We start from the raw sequence: 14,580 nt of genomic DNA on the forward strand, positions 1-14,580 counted from the left end.
CTTTGACTCTGCTGGAGATCGCACATGATCGGACTAATCGGAATTGTCGTTATTTTCGTCATGGTATTTGGCGGCTATCTGGCTGCTGGCGGCAAGATGGCCATTATTTTGAAGTCGCTGCCGTTTGAAATGATGATGATCGGGGGGGCGGCTGTCGGCGCTTTTCTGATCAGCAACGACATGAGCGCTGTGAAACACACCGCCAAGGACATCGGCAAGGTGTTCAGGGGCCCGAAATGGAAGCCCGAAGACTATCGCGATCTCCTGTGCCTGTTGTTTTCCCTGATCCGAATTGCAAAGGCCAACCCGGTCGAGGTGGAACAGCACATTGAAGATCCCGAAAATTCATCTTTGTTTTCGGCCTATCCAAAAATTCAGTCAGACAAAGAAGCCGTTGATCTGATCTGCGACACGATGCGCTCTGCGTCGATGAACTATGACGATCCACATCAAGTCGAAGAAGTGCTGGAAAAGCGGATGGAGGCGAATTTTCACCACGCCATGCACTCCAGCCACGCTCTGCAGACGGTTGCTGATGGCCTTCCCGCTCTGGGAATTGTCGCCGCTGTTTTGGGGGTGATCAAGACAATGGGATCCATCGACCAGCCCCCCGAAGTTCTGGGGAAACTGATTGGCGGCGCCCTGGTCGGGACGTTTTTGGGAGTTTTCCTGGCTTACGGTCTGGTCGGACCCTTCGCTGGAAAGCTGAAAGCCGTCGTTGAGGAGGACAACCATTTCTACCAACTGATCCGGGAAGTTCTGGTTGCCAATTTACACAACCACAATCCTGCAATGTGTATTGAGGTTGGACGCCAGAACACGCCCACTCATAACCGACCGGGCTTCTCTGAGCTGGAAGATGCGTTGAAAGAGCTCAAGCAGGCGGCGGCATGATCAGGACAGGAATACTCGCAGCGGTTCTAATGGTGATTGCTCAGACGGCTGCCGCACAGGATGTTCCGGTTCGGTCAGGTGAACACGAAGGTTACACGCGGCTGGTTGTGCAGGTGCCCGCGAACACGGGCTGGACCCTTGCGCAGACCAAGAACGGCGCGCGCCTGAGCGTCGCGTTGGATGACGTGAAATTCGATACCCGCGCGGTCTTTCGCCGGTTGACGCAGGATCGTCTGGCCGCGATTTCACAAGGTGAACCAGGAGGCGCGCTGGAGATGCAGTTCGGTTGCGACTGTGTTGCGTCCTCGTTTTTGCACAACAAGACGATGATCGTGGTCGATATTGCTCCGGAGGCACAGCTCCCGGAAATCAGCGGCGACATCCCTCCTCCGCTGTTGCCAAAAGCTGTTCCGCCACAAAGCCCGTTGCAGCAATCTCAACAGCCTGAAGCGTTGCCATTGTCATTATTGAGCCTGAATGCACAGCAGCTTGAAAGTCAGTTGTCGACCCGGTTGCTGCAGGGGGCCGACCACGATCTTGTCGATCTGAAGATTGCTCCGGTTGGGCCCAGGGCGTCCATCGCACAAGACCTTCCGGCGGCGCCATTTGATCTGGACGCAAACATCAGCGTGACTTCGGTTTTGGATGAATTGGACGAATTGCTGGATACAGGCATTATCCCGAACAAACACCAGCGGCGGTGCCTGTCCAATTCCGAATTAGGCTTTGAGGCGTGGGGGGGAATGGGCCCGTTTCCCGGACAGGTGTCAGCGCTCCGGTCAGCTTTGTATGAGGAATTCGATACCATCGACGAAGCGAAGGTTCTGGAATTGGCAAAGCTTTATGCGTCTCATGGGTTTGGCGCAGAAGCGGTTCAGGCTTTGGGGTTGTCAGGCCGGAACACGCCTGAATCAGAACGCATCAAGGCGATCGCTCAGTATCTGGATGATGGACAAGTTTCCGGGTCAAACCCGTTCGAAGGCCAGCAAGGATGTGACAGTGACGCGGCATTGTGGGCAGTGCTGACCGAAGGGAGTCTTTCGGCGGATGCTCAGCTGACAATTGTTGAACAGACCTTTCAACGCCTGCCAAAACACTTACGGCGTCAGATAGGCCCGGCCTTGGCCGAAATTTTGACCGCAGGTAAGGAACTTGAGGCAGCGCGACGCGTATTGCGGGCCGTTGACAGGGTTTCGGATTATGCCACCGCAAGTGCGTCGCAGGCCAAGGCGACCGTCGCGACCGCAGAAGGCGATGGAATGCGCGCCGAAACGCTTCTGTCTGACGTCCTCTCATCCTCGGATACGACGGTCGAGGCTCCGCTGGCCCTTGCACGGCTTGTTGAAAAACGCTGGCTCGAACGGGGCTCGGTTTCTGCGACAGAAGTCGAATTGGCGGCCTCTTATGCTGTTGAATTCCGAGGTTCAGAGTTTCAGCCCCTGACCCGTCGCACCCATGCGGTTGCTCTAAGCCTGAACCATGAATTTGATCAGGCGCTGAACCTTCTGGGACAAACCCCCAAAGATACAGAGGATGAGGTCGCCTTGAACCGGGTCACTCAAATGCTGGTGGAACGTGCGGATGACACAACATTTTTGCGACGCATCCTGATCCTGTCGAAGAGAAATTCTTACGCACTGACAACGGAAACCGCCGTCGCGGTCGCGACCCGAATGTCATCTCTTGGTTTTGCGGGTCCTGCCCATTCTCTGGCCAATCGGATTCAAGACAAGACACACAGATCGGATCGCGCGCGTATTCGGGCCCAATCTGCCTTGCAAAACGACCGGCCGCATCAGGCACTGCTTGAACTGGCCAACACACCGCCAACAGACGCTCTTGACCTTCGGGCTCGGGCGCTGCAGGAAACTGGCGACTTCGCCACCGCAGCGGAGGTGTTGAAGACCTCGGGTCAGCATGACGCGGCCAACAAAATGCTTTGGCTGGCCGACCTTCCCGAAGAAGTCGACGTAGAGCATGGCGACCGTTTTGGTCAAGTCAGCCAATCCACCCAGAGGCTTTCAGAGCCGTTGATCCGAAGCCCAGAGAGGCCCTTGGCCGACGCCAGGGAATTGCTGCAACACAGTGCCGATACCCGAAGTGAGATTACCGCCCTCCTGTCGAAAGCCACTGAATGAAAACTGGAGGGATGTCAAAAACCTCCGTGTTAGAGCCATATTGGTTCAACCAACTATCGAGCAGCCGGGTCAAAGATCAATTGCGCCAGGTCAGAATACCGGCTCGTCGGTTCGCACCAGCCCAAGATGGCGTTGCGGATGGCATTCGCCCGCTGCTCACCCACCACGGGCGCGGCAAACTCTGTGTATTTGGCGATCACGTCTTCGCGTTCGAGGGGCACTTCGGGACCCCCGCGCGCATGCGTATCGCCTGACTTCAATACCCGTCCATCCTTGGTTTGGATACTGACATCCGCCCATCTGCCTTCTGGAAACCTCTCAGCATGGCGATCGGACCGAGAAACATGAATGCGTGTCATGAATTGGGAAACGGCTTGATCCGTCAACCCAGACCCCGAGATATGCTCGACCCCGATCCGCCCGTAAATCGCCTGAACCGCAACGGCGAAAGGAAGAGAATACTGCGCCTGAGACGTCGTTTCCGGCATTCCAGCGTACAGACACGCTGCCTCGTCAAAACTGTTGATCTGCATGGATTGAATCTGATCGTGCGTCAGGTCGTTTGACAGCATGACCGCGCGAACCGCATCAATCGCCGCATGCGCCCAGCGGCAGATCGGGTAGGGTTTCACATATTGATGTTCGACCTGCCAGAACTGACCCAGATCGGCCCAATGAGACGCCGCAGACGGGGCTTCGATCGTGATGGCTGGGGCACCGGTAAATCCCTTTTCGGCAAGAACAGCGGCGGACAGGCCAACCAGCGCACCCCAGCCAGAGCCGTCATGCAGCATCGTCGGATTCGCAATTTCCCGCATCATCTGACTGCGCGGGCCGTGATATTCGGCGATCCCCATCGCCTGTCGCAATTGTTCCGGCGTATGACCCCTTAGGCGCGCGGCCATTGCCGCCACCCCCAGCGCGTTCCACGCGCCCGATGTGTGATAGTCGCTGACCGACGCGTGCAGCGACAACCCGGCGCGCCCGGCCACCTCATACCCGGTGATCACAGCGGCCAGCGCCTCGGGTCCGGTCAGGTCGGGGCAATGCTCGGCCAAGGCAACGAGCGCAGGCAAGACGACAACGCCGATATGCCCCTTGGTCGGGTTGTACCCGTCATGCCCATCCAGATTGTCGGTCTGGGTCGCCATGGCATAGGCGGCCCCTGCCATGCTGACTCGCCGGCCGTCGAACATCATACGCGCGCTATAGGCATCCTGCGTGCTGGCATACAGCAAAGACGCTGTTTCACGGGCGATCACCCCGGCTTCCATCGGACCAGAGGCAATCAGGATGCCCATCGTGTCCAGCATCATCAGGGCGGCAGCGTCCATCGCGCTTTGCGGCATCTGGTCCGTTGTCCGGCGCAGCGCAAATTCCGCGACCTGGTCGAACGTGCCTGTCATTTTACCGGGTCCATCACCGGTTGCGTCACATCCCGCAGGCGCAGACCGGACGGGTCAAATGGCGGCTCGGATAAAATCGTGGCCTTGTGCGGCTTTCCAAGGATGAAAATAGTCACCGTGTCTCCGGGCTGGGCAACCTTGGGGTCGGCATAGCCGATCGCCAGAGACTTCCCGACGCTATAGCCATATGCGCCAGAGGTCACCCGCCCAACAGGTGTTCCATCTGGGGTAAAGATCGGCTCGCCACCGGATGCATCGGCATTGGTTGCGTCTACTTCAAACATCGACAGAACCTCTCGCGGGGCATTGTCTCTGACGGCCAGATACGCGTCCTTGTGCAAGAAATTCTTGTCCAGCTTGATCAGTCCGGCCAGCCCAACTTCTTGCGGCCAATATTCCTGAGAATATTCCCGCCCCCAGGAACCGTATCCCTTTTCAATCCGCAATGACCCCAACGCACGACCACCAACCGGCCCCCCACCAAAGTCATTCGCGGCCTCCAAAAGCGCTGTATAGAGCCTGATTTGATCTTCTTCTGCGCAATGAAGCTCCCACCCCAAGTCGCCCGTAAAGCTGACGCGGATGGCGAGACAGGGCACACCCGCAACCTCGATCCGGCGGGACCGCATAAAGCGGAACCCCTCGTTTGACAGGTCCGCATTCGTGAGGCGCTGTAACACGTCGCGCGCCTTGGGTCCTGCCACGTTAAACCCTGCGATACGGTCCGTGGCGACGTCGAGCGCCGTACCGTCGGGCAAGTCGATCATGTTGAAGAACCGCTGGTGATAGCGTTCGGCCATGCCCGAGCCGATCATCATGTACTCATCCTCGGCGGTTTTGGTGATGGTGAAATCACCCGCAACTCCGCCGCGTACCGAGATCAGAGGGGTCAGACAGGACCGCCCGATCTCGGTCGGCACGCGGTTGGCGACCAGGCGATCCAGCCAATCATGTGCACCGGGCCCTTTGATGATGTAGTTGGCAAAGTTCGAGATGTCGATCACACCCACATGGTCGCGCAACATCCGCACCTCGCGGCCCACAGGATCCCACCAGTTCTGTCGTGTAAAGCCGTTGGTGTCGGTCACTCCGGGTTGGTCGGCAAACCAGAGCGGATGTTCCCACCCGCAGTTCAGACCAAAGACGCAGCCCATATCCTTTTGCATCTGATAAGCGGGGCGCACACGTGCGGGGCGTCCCGCGCTGCGTTCTTCGTTCGGGAAATGGATGGCGAAGCGGTGCGTATAAGCGTCTTGGACCCGCGCCTTGGTGAATTTCTTGTCGGCCCAGTCGCCAAAACGCGCCAGATCCCACGCGAACATGTCGTATTGCGGCTCACCCTCGATCATCCATTGCGCCGACAGCAGGCCAAGACCGCCCGATTGCGAAAATCCGGGGATGATCCCGGTGCAGCAGAAATAGTTCCGCACCTCGGGCACAGGCCCCCAGATCGCATTCGAATCCGGCGACCAGATCATCGGGCCATTGATCACCCGTTTCACACCTGCGGTCGCGGCGACTGGCACCCGTTCGGTGGCGCGGATGACGTTTTCCATGATCCGGTCCAGATCGTCGGGGAACAGGTCATGGGCGAAATCCAGCGGCGTACCGCTTTCGGCCCAGAACTTCATGTCTTTCTCGTAGGCACCGATCAGCAACCCGTTGCCTTCCTGCCGGAAATAATACTCCCCATCCCGGTCGGCGATGGATGGCAAGCGGCGGCCCAAGGCGGCAACCTCATCAATCGCTTCGGTGACGAAATACTGATGTTCGGTCGGTTGCAGGGGCAGCTCGATCCCGGCCAGCGCCGCAACTTCACGCCCCCAGAGACCGCCTGCATTGACCACCCATTGCGTGCGGACATCCCCTTTTTCCGTGCGCACGATCCACGTGCCGTCGGGTTGCTGTTCAGTGCCTATTACGGGACAAAACCGCTCAATCGTGGCCCCCATCGCGCGCGCACCAGCAGCGTAGGCATGCGTCACGCCCGAAGGATCGACATTGCCGCCATCGGGTTCGAACATGATGCAACGAATGTCGTCGAATTGTGCCAGCGGGTGCAATTCCATCGCCTGTTCGCGGCTGATCTCGTGGAAGTTCAGACCATAGAACTTCGCCTTGGCCTCCTGCAGACGCAGTTGGTGTTCGCGGTCCTCAGTCTGCGCCAGATAGAGTGATCCCGACTGAAAAACACCGCAGCCCTGCCCGGTTTCCTTCTCCAGCTCTTTATACAGGTTCATCGTATAATGCTGGATGCGGGTGATGTTGTTGTTGTCGTGCAGCCCGTGGATATTGGCCGCTGCGTGCCATGTGGATCCGCTGGTCAGTTCATCGCGTTCCAGCAGGACAACATCGGTCCAGCCGAGCTTGGCCAGATGATACAGGATCGAGCAGCCGACCAGACCCCCTCCGATCACAACGGCCTGAGCGTGGGTTTTCATGGGCTGACCTCCTGCGTGCGAACTTGGCGCTTGTTGGAAAGTCAGCCACAGGTCAGGGGCGGCTTATGCTCTGTTCCCGACGTCTAATGTCGAAAACAGAGCGTGAATGGCCGGTTTTGATCAGTAGGGTGCCTCGACATCGTTCATCGAGACATAGACGGTCTTCATCTCGCTGAAATGGTTGATCGCCAGTTTCGAGTTCTCGCGCCCGACGCCCGACATCTTGGAGCCGCCAAACGGGGCCTCGACCGGGGCCAGATTGTAGGTGTTGATATAGCAGGTGCCCGCCTCGAACCCGGCCACGATACGGTGGGCGCGAGTCAAGTCGTTGGTAAAGACGCCGGCGGCCAAGCCGAACTCGGTATCATTGGCACGGGCCAAGACCTCAGCCTCGGTGTCGAAGTCCAGAACGGACATGACGGGACCAAAGATTTCCTCACGCGCGATGGTCATGTCGTCGGTGACGTCGGCAAAAACAGTGGGCTGCATGTAAAAGCCGTCGCCTTCGATCCCGTCGCCGCCATAAACCAGACGCGCACCTTCAGCTTTGCCCTTTTCGATATAGCCCAGCGCGATATTCATCTGGTTTTCGCTGACCATCGGGCCGAAATTCACGCTCTCATCCAGCGGATCGCCAATTTTCGCGGTGGCCAGACGTTCGGACAGGCGGGCGAGGAACTGGTCCTTGATGCCTTTCTGCACAAAGACGCGCGTGCCGTTGGAACAGACCTGACCCGAAGAATAGAAATTCCCCAGAATCGCGCCCGAGACGGCGTTTTCGATATCGGCATCGTCAAACACGATCATCGGGGACTTGCCGCCCAGCTCCATCGTGACGTGTTTCATGTCGGCGGCGGCGGCGGCATAGACCTTGCGGCCGGTGGGCACCGACCCGGTTAGCGAGACCTTGGCCACGCGCGGGTCGGTCACCAGCGACGCGCCGACATCTCCGTACCCCTGAACCACGTTGTAGATGCCCTTGGGGGCACCAGCCTCGATCAGAATCTCGGCCACTTTCAACGCGGACAAAGGCGTGGTTTCCGACGGTTTGAACACCATCGCATTGCCACAGGCCAGCGCGGGCGCACCCTTCCAGCAGGCGATCTGGGTGGGATAGTTCCATGCACCGATGCCAACACAAACGCCCAGCGCCTCGCGGATCGTATAGACGAAATCGCCACCGCCCAGCGGGATATGCTCACCGGTCAAGGAACCTGCCAACCCGCCGAAATATTCCAGCGCGTCGGCCCCGCTGGTGGCATCTGCGACCAGTGTTTCCTGCAGGGGTTTACCTGTGTCGTGCGTCTCGAGCAGGGACAGTTCGCGATTGCGTTCGCGCATGATGTCAGCGGCACGGCGCAGAACCCGGCCACGCTCGGTTCCCGACAGCGCGGCCCATTCGATTTGAGCCGTTTTTGCACTGTTTAGAGCCTGTTCTACAACTTCTTGTGTGGCGGAATGCAGCCGGGCGATAATCTCTCCGGTTGCGGGAAAGATAACGTCGATGGGGGCGCCATTGGTGTCTTCGACATAGTCACCATTAATGAAATGGCTCGCCTTGGGCTGAAATTTCATGACCGGGTCCTTTTCAGATGTCTTTCCGCCGGCTCTAACTTTTATTGATTGATCAGTCAATAAACGTAAGCACGGCAAACTCTCGCTGATGTGAATCGCCGTCCTCTTGAATAGAAAAGTTAATGTTCCATTTATGTTCTACATAGTCAGAGGAACATTCCGATGTCTTACGCCACGCAAAATACTGCTCTGAACGGCCCGTCGAACGACTATCACCTGCTGCCCGTCACCGATCGGCAAATGCGCTATGCGCGCGCGATCGCTCAACAAACAGCTTTGGAAATCCCCGTCGAAGCGCAACGGGACCGTCGGGCCATGTCACAGTGGATTTCAACGCTCAAACCGCATGATCCATCACCCTTTGCCAATTATCCGACCGGCAAGCAGGTGGCCTATGCCGAGCGCATTGCCCGCGGCAAACGCAGGCAAATTCCGCAGGAGTGTTTTCGGGACAAACATGCGATGTCGCTGTGGATCGACCACAACAAATAGCGGATCAGTTTTCGCTGTGTGAACGGGCGTAAATCCCGACCGCTGCGGCCACAAACAAGCCCAACAGGATATAGCCGGTGATGGCTTCGGCCACGGCCAAGCCGCGACACATTCCGGCAGGGTGCAAATCCCCGAACCCAACCGTCGTGAAGGTCACATAAGAGAAATACAAAACGTCCGTTGGGCCGCGCGCGCCTACGACGCACAGGTCGTAATAGCCGAACGATCCATAGACAGCCGCGAAAAGAAAGGGGACGACCTGAATGAAGGAAATCCCCATCAACAACAGTTGCCGCCGGGGTGATTTGACCTGAGTCATGTAATACCAGGTCTGCGACACAAGCCAGATCGTCAGCAGCACCGTTGTTGCAGTGCCGATCTTGTCGCCTGCCGTGGTCTCGCTCAGTCGCGACAGCCCGTACCATGCGATGAAACTGGCAAACACCAACCCCAGGGCGGCGACCAGGGTCGACTTCCACTCTTCCAGAGTTATCGGGTCGCGGTGCATGAAACCTCCGTCAACATAAGACACGGTTAATCATCGGGTCAGAGGCACATACCCGCAACCTGAAAAATCAGAGGTTTAGGTCGTACCCAGATGCTCGTGCCCGCGCTGACGCGCCAGACCGATCTGTTTCTGCCGCTCGCGGAAGCGCATTTTGTCAGCCTCAGACGTTTCATTGATGCACCGGTGGCAGGACACGCCATGCTCATATTCAGGGCGCTTCATATCTTCGGGCAGGATGGGGCGGCGACAGCCGTGACACAGATTGTGTGGCCCCTCGACCAGCCCGTGCCCAACGGACACGCGATTGTCGAACACGAAACACTCGCCCTGCCATGTGCTGTCGTCGGCGGGCATTTCCTCAAGGTAACGCAGAATGCCGCCTTTCAGGTGATAGACATCCTCAACCCCTTGCCCCAGCAGGAAGTTGGTCGATTTCTCGCACCGGATCCCGCCCGTGCAGAACATGGCAACGCGCTTGTTGTGGAAACGGTCCTTGTTCTCTTCCCACCAGGCCGGGAACTCGCGGAAACTCGCGGTTTCAGGGTCTATTGCGCCTTCAAACGTGCCAATCGCCACCTCGTAATCATTGCGCGTGTCGATGACCACCACATCGTCGGAACGGATCAGGTCGTTCCAATCCTCAGGCTCGACATAGTTGCCGACACGGGCACGCGGATCGACATCCGGCTGGCCCATGGTCACGATCTCTTTCTTCAGGCGCACCTTCATCTTGCCAAAGGGCGGATGGTCGGCGGTGGCCTCTTTCCACTCAAGGTCCGTGCATCCCGGTAACGCCTTGATATGCGCCAGAACCGCGTCGATTCCGGCGCGGGGGCCTGCGATGGTGCCATTGATCCCTTCTTGCGCCAGCAGCAACGTGCCTTTGACCGCTTGTGCGCGACACAGCTCAAGCAACGGCGCGCGCAGGGCCGCGTGATCCGGGAATCGGGTGAAGTGATAGAGGGCAGCGATGGTATACATGCGCGCGGTCTAAACCTGCATGCAAAGAGTCGCAAGGGACCGGATTGACGCCCCCCTGCTTGCCGCCTACCGATAAGACAACGCAAGGAGGCCCCGATGACACACGCCCTGATCGTAATCGACGTCCAAAACGATTTTTGCCCCGGCGGTGCGCTGGCTGTGCCCGGCGGGGATCAAATCGTTTCCCCCATCAACACCATGATGGACGATTTCGACGCGGTTATCCTGACTCAGGACTGGCATCCGGCAGGGCATTCGTCTTTCGCCAGTTCTCATGCGGGCAAAAACCCTTATGATATGACCGAGATGCCCTATGGCCCGCAGGTATTGTGGCCGGATCACTGTGTGCAGGGGACACAGGGCGCGGCGTTTCACCCTGACCTGCGCAGCGACGGCGATCTGATCATCCGCAAGGGATTTCGCAGGGACATCGACAGCTATTCCGCCTTTTTCGAAAATGACCAGACGACCCCCACAGGCCTTGAAGGGTATCTGAACACGCGCGGCCTCAGGAAACTGACCATGGTTGGGTTGGCCACTGATTTTTGCGTTCATTTCTCGGCAGTGGATGCGGCGCGGCTTGGGTTTGACGTGACAGTGCGCATGGATATGTGCCGCGCGATTGATCTGGACGGCTCATTGGCGGCGGCCCAAACTGCAATGCGTAATGCTGGTGTGACCCTGGCTTAAGGCGTCGACCCTGAATCCGCCAGGTATTTGAGAACAACAAATATGACCACGGCCAGGCCCAAGGCGACACCGACCCGTGCCGGTACGGTCCGACGCTGAGGGGCTGCAGGCGATTTGTAGCGCGGATTGGGCGTCCAATCGGCCACCTTTCTGCGCTGACCGTTCCGTGGGCGGGCCGTTTTGACGTCACGCAGGAACTTCCAGAAGTCAAATTCACCGCAATATTCGCCCTGAACCCCCAGATCGCGAATATTGGCAAACAAGGCGCGCAGAATCCGCTCACGCTCGGCCTCGTCACGCGGACGATAAAGGCCGTGCAGCAACTCGCTGCCCGTGGCGTCGAGACCAAAACCCGCATCCTGAAAGATTTTGCGGATTTTCGGCGAGGTGGCACGCAAAGCGTCCGCCGTTTTCACGTCGCGGAACATCGCGCGCAAAACCGGCTTTTGCGAATACCCATCCGCACCCGTCTCTAGGCCGCCATCCCCCGGGTCGACGACAACGATATCAAAATCGTACTCGAGAACCATTCACTATTTTAACCTCGTCTTCCCTAACCTACTTTCCACTAACAAGCGAAAAGAACTCACAATATGCTCGCTTTGTGACCTGACATTGTCATTGTCCCCGAACGAGCGACTCTTGCCATTCAACGCACCGATTGATCTAACAACGGAAATCGCAGGAGTTCCTCATGGTCGATATTGCGGCGCGTGTGTACAATCATAAATGGCAGATTGACCCAATTGTCCGGTCTTTAATCGACACAGATTTCTACAAACTGCTGATGTGCCAGTCAGTGTTTCGAAATAAGCCCCAAACGGATGTGGTGTTTTCGCTGATCAATCGGTCGAATCACATCCCCCTCGCCCAGCTTATCGACGAAGGCGAACTGCGGGAACAGTTAGATCACATCCGCTCACTCAGCCTCAGCCGGGGCGAAAGCACATGGCTGCGCGGCAATATGTTCTACGGCAAACGACAGATGTTCCGCTCGGATTTCATGGAATGGTTCGAAAATCTGCGCCTGCCGCCCTATCATCTGGAACGCAAGGGCGATCAGTACGAACTGACCTTCGAAGGCAAGTGGCACGAGGTCATGCTGTGGGAAATCCCCGCTTTGGCCGTTCTGATGGAGCTGCGGTCCCGCGCCGTGCTGAATGACATGCGCCGGTTCGAGCTTCAGGTGCTCTATGCCCGTGCCATGACCCGCGTTTGGGAGAAAATCGAACAGCTACGCGGGATTGAGGGGTTGGGCATCGCCGATTTCGGAACACGTCGCAGGCATTCCTTTCTGTGGCAGGACTGGTGCGTCCAAGCCATGATCGAAGGGTTGGGACCTGCGTTCAGCGGCACGTCGAACTGCCTGATTGCCATGCGGCGCGAGGTTGAAGCCATCGGCACCAACGCGCACGAGCTGCCGATGGTCTATTCGGCGCTGGCTGAAACCGATGAGGCGCTGGCGCAGGCGCCTTATGATGTTCTCAGTGACTGGCATGACGAACATGACGGTAATCTTCGCATTATCCTGCCTGACACCTATGGCACGCAGGGATTTTTGGATCGCGCCCCCGATTGGCTGGCCGGCTGGACAGGTATCCGCGTAGACAGCGGCGATCCGGCCACCGGCGCGGAAACTGCAATCCAGTGGTGGAAATCACGCGGCGAGGATCCAATGGAAAAGCGGGTGATCTTTTCTGACGGGCTGGACGTGGACAAGATCCGCGAGCTTCACAGCCAGTTTGCGGGGCGCACCAAAGTGTCGTTTGGTTGGGGCACGCTTTTGACCAATGATTTCCGCGGGCTGGTGCCCGATGACGCGCTGGCCCCGTTTTCGCTGGTGTGCAAAGCTGTTTCGGCCAATGGCCGCCCAACGGTCAAACTGTCGGACAACCCGGAAAAAGCCATGGGCCCGGCAGAGGAAATCGGCCGCTACAAACGCGTGTTCGGAGTGGGCGCGCAGGAGTCGATCGAGGTGATCGTTTAGGCTCTAACCATGGTAACTTGCCACTGTTTTGAGTTGTGAGAACCCAAACAACGCCTCAAATCCCTTTTCGCGGCCATGCCCGGATTTTCCTACCCCGCCAAAGGGCAGTTCCACGCCGCCACCGGCGCCATAATTGTTGACGAAAACCTGACCCGAGCGCAGACGTTTCGCCAATCGCATCTGGCGCGCACCATCGCGGGTCCAGATGCTGGCCACCAAGCCGTAATCAGTTCCGTTGGCAATCCGCACGGCGTCTTCCTCGGACTCAAAGGGGATTAAGACCTGCACGGGGCCGAATATTTCATCACGGGCCAGGGCGTGATCGGGCGGGACGTCAGCGAACAGAGTTGGGCGGACATAGGCCCCATCTGGCGGCGCGTGCTCAACGATGCGTCCCTGCGCAGCGATTTTCAGGTCCGCCCCCTTGGACAGAAACCCTTCGACGATGTCCTTTTGACGGGCCGATATCAGGGGGCCGAGCCGCAAATCCTCATTCGCGGGCCCAACGGTCAGATCGGCATAGGCGTCGGCCATACGGGATTTGACCTGCTCATACACCCCACGCTGCACCAATATGCGGGACGAGGCCGAACAGGTTTGACCTGCGTTCTGAATGCCTGCGTTCACCAGAAACGGCAGGGCGGCGTCCAGATCGGCATCATTAAACACCAGTTGCGGGGACTTTCCGCCCAGTTCCAGCGTCACCGGCACTACATTACGGCCTGCCGCCTGTTGCACCAACGCACCTGTGGCGACCGACCCGGTGAACGAGATATGATGCACGCCCGGATGACCGGACAATGCGGCACCAGCCTCGGCACCCAGTCCGGGCACCACGTTCAATGCACCTGCTGGCAGCCCGGCCTCTTGCGCCAGATGCGCGAAGGCAAGCGCCGTCAGACAGGCTTCTTCGGCAGGTTTCAAGACACAGGCATTGCCCATCGCCAGCGCCGCCCCGACCGAACGGCCAATGATCTGCATGGGGTAATTCCATGGCACGATATGGCCGGTCACGCCATGCGGCTCACGCAAGGTGTAGACGGTATAGCCTTCCAGATAAGGGATCGTCTCGCCCATGACCTTGTCGGCGGCACCGCCATAGAACTCGCAATACCGTGCCAGCGCCACAGCGTCGGCGCGGGCCTGTGTCAGCGGCTTGCCAACATCCATCGCCTCCAAAGCTGCCAGATCATCGACCCGCTCCAATACCAACTGACCCAATCGCGTCAGGATGCGGCCCCGCTCCAGTGCGGTTTTACGACCCCAGTCGCCATCCAGGGCCGAGTGCGCGGCCTGAACCGCCGCATCGACATCTGCAGCCTCGCCCTGGGCGATACGACAAATCTCGACCCCATCAGACGGGTTGACCAAAGGCAGTGTCGACCCCGAGGCAGGATCGACCCATGCGCCACCGATCAGACAATGGGTTGGGTTGAACCAGAGAGGATTGGGCATTTTGGTCTCCTAT

Annotated in this window: 12 protein-coding genes; 5 read left to right on the forward strand and 7 right to left on the reverse strand. The window is 58.3% G+C overall.

What is annotated here, in order from left to right; translation table 11 throughout:
* The first annotated feature begins 24 nt into the window (after positions 1–24).
* Together motA and ACR0MS_RS07095 are read left to right on the forward strand one after the other, a co-directional pair.
* Positions 25–894 carry a flagellar motor stator protein MotA gene (gene motA / locus ACR0MS_RS07090; RefSeq protein ID WP_180885249.1) on the forward strand — a complete coding sequence of 290 codons (870 nt, stop codon included), beginning with the start codon at positions 25–27 and terminating at the stop codon, positions 892–894.
* Positions 891–3,032, forward strand: a complete 2,142-nt coding sequence (locus ACR0MS_RS07095) for a hypothetical protein (RefSeq protein ID WP_480571667.1) — start codon at positions 891–893, stop codon at positions 3,030–3,032. Before motA ends, ACR0MS_RS07095 begins: the two co-directional genes overlap by 4 nt.
* Before the next feature lie 53 nt (positions 3,033–3,085).
* Here ACR0MS_RS07095 and ACR0MS_RS07100 read toward each other — a convergent pair whose 3' ends face one another.
* From ACR0MS_RS07100 to betB, 3 genes are all read right to left on the reverse strand, one after another.
* Positions 3,086–4,438, reverse strand: a complete 1,353-nt coding sequence (locus tag ACR0MS_RS07100; RefSeq protein ID WP_480571665.1) for an MmgE/PrpD family protein — start codon at positions 4,436–4,438, stop codon at positions 3,086–3,088.
* Complete coding sequence (locus tag ACR0MS_RS07105; RefSeq protein WP_480571662.1) at positions 4,435–6,879, reverse strand: GcvT family protein; 2,445 nt, start codon at positions 6,877–6,879, stop codon at positions 4,435–4,437. Before ACR0MS_RS07105 ends, ACR0MS_RS07100 begins: the two co-directional genes overlap by 4 nt.
* 120 nt (positions 6,880–6,999) lie before the next feature.
* Positions 7,000–8,454, reverse strand: coding sequence for a betaine-aldehyde dehydrogenase (gene betB, locus ACR0MS_RS07110; protein ID WP_480571659.1), 1,455 nt, complete (start codon positions 8,452–8,454; stop codon positions 7,000–7,002).
* A gap of 162 nt (positions 8,455–8,616) precedes the next feature.
* Here betB and ACR0MS_RS07115 point away from each other — a divergent pair, with 162 nt between their 5' ends.
* Positions 8,617–8,946 carry a hypothetical protein gene (locus tag ACR0MS_RS07115; protein WP_480571656.1) on the forward strand — a complete coding sequence of 110 codons (330 nt, stop codon included), beginning with the start codon at positions 8,617–8,619 and terminating at the stop codon, positions 8,944–8,946.
* 4 nt (positions 8,947–8,950) lie between these two features.
* On the opposite strand, the gene ACR0MS_RS07120 is transcribed toward ACR0MS_RS07115, so the two are convergent.
* Together ACR0MS_RS07120 and trhO are read right to left on the reverse strand one after the other, a co-directional pair.
* Positions 8,951–9,454, reverse strand: coding sequence for an ion channel (locus ACR0MS_RS07120; protein WP_480571653.1), 504 nt, complete (start codon positions 9,452–9,454; stop codon positions 8,951–8,953).
* Positions 9,455–9,529: 75 nt separating this feature from the next.
* On the reverse strand, positions 9,530–10,435 hold the full coding sequence (trhO, locus tag ACR0MS_RS07125) for an oxygen-dependent tRNA uridine(34) hydroxylase TrhO (protein WP_480571650.1): 906 nt from the start codon (positions 10,433–10,435) through the stop codon (positions 9,530–9,532).
* Between the two features lie 96 nt (positions 10,436–10,531).
* On the opposite strand from trhO, the gene pncA reads away from it, so the two are divergent.
* Entirely contained in the window at positions 10,532–11,125 is a 594-nt protein-coding gene (pncA, locus tag ACR0MS_RS07130; RefSeq protein WP_480571647.1) for a bifunctional nicotinamidase/pyrazinamidase, read from the forward strand.
* Here the strand turns inward: pncA and ACR0MS_RS07135 are convergent.
* The gene (locus ACR0MS_RS07135) at positions 11,122–11,655 is read right to left on the reverse strand and encodes a hypothetical protein (RefSeq protein ID WP_480571644.1); all 534 of its coding nucleotides are present in this window, start codon (positions 11,653–11,655) and stop codon (positions 11,122–11,124) included. The two genes, pncA and ACR0MS_RS07135, sit on opposite strands and share 4 nt — an antisense overlap.
* Before the next feature lie 164 nt (positions 11,656–11,819).
* Between ACR0MS_RS07135 and pncB the strand changes: the two genes are divergently transcribed.
* Positions 11,820–13,112 carry a nicotinate phosphoribosyltransferase gene (gene pncB, locus ACR0MS_RS07140; RefSeq protein ID WP_480571642.1) on the forward strand — a complete coding sequence of 431 codons (1,293 nt, stop codon included), beginning with the start codon at positions 11,820–11,822 and terminating at the stop codon, positions 13,110–13,112.
* Positions 13,113–13,115: 3 nt separating this feature from the next.
* Here the strand turns inward: pncB and ACR0MS_RS07145 are convergent, their stop codons facing one another.
* Positions 13,116–14,567: an aldehyde dehydrogenase family protein gene (locus ACR0MS_RS07145; RefSeq protein WP_480571639.1), complete on the reverse strand. Its 1,452-nt coding sequence runs from the start codon at positions 14,565–14,567 to the stop codon at positions 13,116–13,118.
* Between the last annotated feature and the right edge of the window lie 13 nt (positions 14,568–14,580).

The sequence above is a fragment of the Ruegeria sp. CJ2 genome (genome assembly GCF_056536745.1).